Consider the following 3,251-nt stretch of genomic DNA (forward strand, 5'->3'; position numbering starts at 1 on the left):
ACAGAAAAATGGTCTTTTTTTAGAATAAGTGATTGAATTATCTATTTTTTATGCTGTGCTCATGCTTGTACATCAAAACAACACTTTTTTTAGATAAGATATTGATAAATTTAAGAAAAACTATGTACTCATGGTTGTACATAAAAAAAGCATTATATTTAAATAAGTTTTTGTTTTAAAATAAATTAATTCTGTACAAATAGATTTGTACGTAATTTATCTATTATTTTAATTTAATTATTTGAATTATATAGATTTAATTTTGTACAAAATCTAATTTTAATAAGAGGTGTAATTTATGGGCGAAAAAGTCAAAACTTATGCAGTCAGGTTAGATCCACAAGTAGCAGAATTCTACGATCAATTGGCTAATTCAGAAGGAATCAGAACCAGTAAATTATTCAGTAAAATTTTGACCAATGATTTTCAATCTATTGCTGTTAAACAGCAAGCCGATCGTATTGAGGATCTGGTGAATCGATTAGAAAAGCGAATAGATGATTTTGAGGAAGATAATAATTTTTCTGAAAAATACTATGAGGATTTTAGTAGTACATACATGATGCTTTTATGGTTATTAATGAAAAATGGTGCTTCTAAAGACGAAATTAGAAGTATGCAAGCTAAGGCCGCTAATTATGCGGAACAAAACTTTTCTTCTAAGGAATCTTAATTTTGGACAATATTATTCAACTTTTAAAACCATGTACGCTTTGTGGAAATGGACAGAATGTACAGCTTTTTGCCGGGTTGATGCTGTGTGAAAGTTGTCAGGAAAATATCAGGCTTACAAATCCAGGTATGTTCTCTGCCAATGATAAGATTGAACAGAAAGCTCTGGATTAACCTGAGCTTTTGCATAAAAATTAACAGCGGCCTGCTGCTTTCAATAGAGCATTACATTGCTTATCACTACTTTGTTTTACAGAGTTAGAACCCGAACAAACTGCCTGGGAACTAATAGCTCCTCCAACTGTTGTGATATAACATTGATGTGATTTTTTTCCTACAGTGGCTACAAAGTTTATCGTGCCATCAATAGATCCTTGTCTATTTGATATGGCCACTTTGTCTGAAGTTGTATTTAAAGCAAAGGCTGCTTTTTGTTCTAAAGTTTGATCCTGGATGACCATATTTCCGACTGTGCCGCATCCTACAAAAAGAGATGCAAATAACAATGGTAATAATTTGAAATTTTTCATAAATTTTCCTAAATATATTTAAATAAGTTAGATTCCAAAACTACAATTAGGAATTTCTTTCTGGAGCTCTCGATAGTTATCTTTAATTTTATCCTGTTCGACTTTTTGAGCATCTCGCGCAAAAATATTGAATGCTTTAGCTTCCTCTCTATATTTCAATCTTAAGCTTTCGCAGTTTTTCTTATGTGTGATCATCTGTTTTGCATCATCTTCACTAATTTTGGTATAGCGTTGATTACTAATTCGCAGTGTTTTTCCATCATCAGATAAGTTGAATGTGATAACTGCTAAACCGTTATTCACACCAAGTTCTTTTTCTTTCTTCTCTAAAACCGTTCCTGATTTTTTATTTCCAAACCAATCAGTTTCTGAAAGAATATTCTCATTTACGATGTAAGTTTCTTTGCCCTCTTTATAGATTTCTAAAACTTTTGGATATTTTGTATCTTCAAGTTGCCAGTAACCAACATATTTATCATGAGGTTTGGAACATGCTGTTAAAGCTAAAGCAACTAAAGTAAGGAAAAATATTTTCATGATTTGCTCAGACAAATTATATTTTAAAAGGTCATAAGAATAGAGTATTTTTCAAGTATGTCTAAGGACATAAAAAACCAGATTTGTATAGCTAAAGTAATGAAAAAAAACACTATTATTTTATTTCAATCTCTAGATTATATGTTTATAACAAATTGGCTATCTGGTAAGTCGATCATTATTCTTAGTGTTATCAGTTTTATGTATTTTAGATTTTTTATATATTGTTCTTAAGCAAGGCGGAAAGTTAATAAAATAATTATGACCTATCTAGCCACGTGATTTAGGGTCAATTTTTATCTCTCCCAACCCTCGGTTGGGATTTTTGCCTGAGATTTCGCATAAGAGATTTTATGTTAAATACAAAACCACAAATAATCTTTAAATAGATAAGTGATTTTTTAATTTTCTAGAATATAAGTGAAATAGAGCGTCAATACTTGTCGTTTAGATTCTAAAGCCTCTTGAAAACACTATATATGGGTATTTATTTTAAAATTAATACAATATATAGTTATTTGATCAAATAAAGAGCGATCTCACTTTAGGAAAAACGAATTGAAAATTTATCATTACTGTTATGACATTCAAGACACTAATACTCTAGAGGTATACCCATTTGACTTAAAGCCTTTTTTAAAGGCTCTTACAAACTGGGATACTAGTATGAAAATTGCTAGTAATATAGTTATGACTGGGGACAAAATATTTTTGGTGCCAGTAGATGGAATTAAAAATTTTTATCTCTTTGTTTCTGCAAAAACGAATGATGCAGTGCAAAAAATTAAAAAGACCGCAGACAATATACATGCATCAAATATTTTGAAAGAGTTAGAAGAAGATACCAATATTGGTTTTGCATCTTATATATTCTTTGATCCTAATCGAAATATTTTTTCTTTCGCTAGTCGTCTTGGTGCACCAACAGCAGCAGGTTTTAAAAACTATTTACATAATGTATTTTCCTTATTAAAACTCGGTGGTTTAGAGTTCAAGATGGAACCTATTCAAGAGTGTCTAGAAAAAACTGAGGCAAGTAATTTACCTGTTATTGGGCGTACGGCTATTACAGTAAATAAAGATAATGAACTCTTTAAGCTTATAGCGGATTACTTAATAGGTAACTCTGTTGATCGCGACTTAATTGAAGGTATTCAAGTCACTTTAAAACCTGAATTAAAGCAAAATATTCGAGATTCAGCTAAGAATGCTATTAATAAATTGAGAATAGAGGGTCTTGAAAGCATCCGAATGCAAGCTAAAAAAATTGCAGAGGATGAGAAAAAGTTGAAAGAATATAGAGTTATAGAAAAAGGTAATATAACTCATGAGGTTAAAAGCTTTGACACAGCAATTATTCATCAAGAAATGAATGATGCTATTCAATCATCTATTGTTAATAAAAAATATTCAGAATATGAAAGGGAAACAGAATTCTGTAAAGATGAATTACATGTCCTTTCACATTTTTATAATGTAGAGAATTGGCGAAACCTTTAGAATAAATAAGAT

General features: G+C 30.2%; 5 protein-coding genes. 3 read left to right on the forward strand and 2 right to left on the reverse strand.

Features of this window, described 5'->3' with window-relative positions:
• Nucleotides 1-298: 298 nt before the first annotated feature.
• Both FTV31_RS16040 and FTV31_RS16045 read left to right on the forward strand, forming a co-directional pair.
• Nucleotides 299-673 carry a hypothetical protein gene (locus tag FTV31_RS16040; RefSeq protein WP_046206308.1) on the forward strand — a complete coding sequence of 125 codons (375 nt, stop codon included), beginning with the start codon at nt 299-301 and terminating at the stop codon, nt 671-673.
• A gap of 2 nt (nt 674-675) precedes the next feature.
• Nucleotides 676-846 carry a hypothetical protein gene (locus tag FTV31_RS16045; RefSeq protein WP_163146735.1) on the forward strand — a complete coding sequence of 57 codons (171 nt, stop codon included), beginning with the start codon at nt 676-678 and terminating at the stop codon, nt 844-846.
• Nucleotides 847-866: 20 nt separating this feature from the next.
• Here the strand turns inward: FTV31_RS16045 and FTV31_RS16050 are convergent, their stop codons facing one another.
• Together FTV31_RS16050 and FTV31_RS16055 are read right to left on the reverse strand one after the other, a co-directional pair.
• Nucleotides 867-1,202, reverse strand: coding sequence for a hypothetical protein (locus tag FTV31_RS16050; RefSeq protein ID WP_075175697.1), 336 nt, complete (start codon nt 1,200-1,202; stop codon nt 867-869).
• Between the two features lie 27 nt (nt 1,203-1,229).
• On the reverse strand, nt 1,230-1,739 hold the full coding sequence (locus FTV31_RS16055; protein WP_046206310.1) for a hypothetical protein: 510 nt from the start codon (nt 1,737-1,739) through the stop codon (nt 1,230-1,232).
• A 558-nt stretch (nt 1,740-2,297) separates the two neighbouring features.
• On the opposite strand from FTV31_RS16055, the gene FTV31_RS16060 reads away from it, so the two are divergent.
• Nucleotides 2,298-3,239 (forward strand): exclusion protein, encoded by a 942-nt coding sequence (locus FTV31_RS16060; RefSeq protein WP_218948751.1) that lies wholly within the window; start codon nt 2,298-2,300, stop codon nt 3,237-3,239.
• Nucleotides 3,240-3,251 lie beyond the last annotated feature (12 nt).

Source organism: Acinetobacter sp. YH16031, from assembly GCF_013417335.1.
Taxonomy (GTDB): Bacteria; Pseudomonadota; Gammaproteobacteria; order Pseudomonadales; family Moraxellaceae; genus Acinetobacter.

Coding starts and splice junctions, on each gene's coding strand:
- FTV31_RS16040 (WP_046206308.1), top strand. CDS start 299: ATGGGCGAAAAAGTCAAAACTTATGCAGTCAGGTTAGATCCACAAGTA.
- FTV31_RS16050 (WP_075175697.1), bottom strand. CDS start 1,202: ATGAAAAATTTCAAATTATTACCATTGTTATTTGCATCTCTTTTTGTA.
- FTV31_RS16055 (WP_046206310.1), bottom strand. CDS start 1,739: ATGAAAATATTTTTCCTTACTTTAGTTGCTTTAGCTTTAACAGCATGT.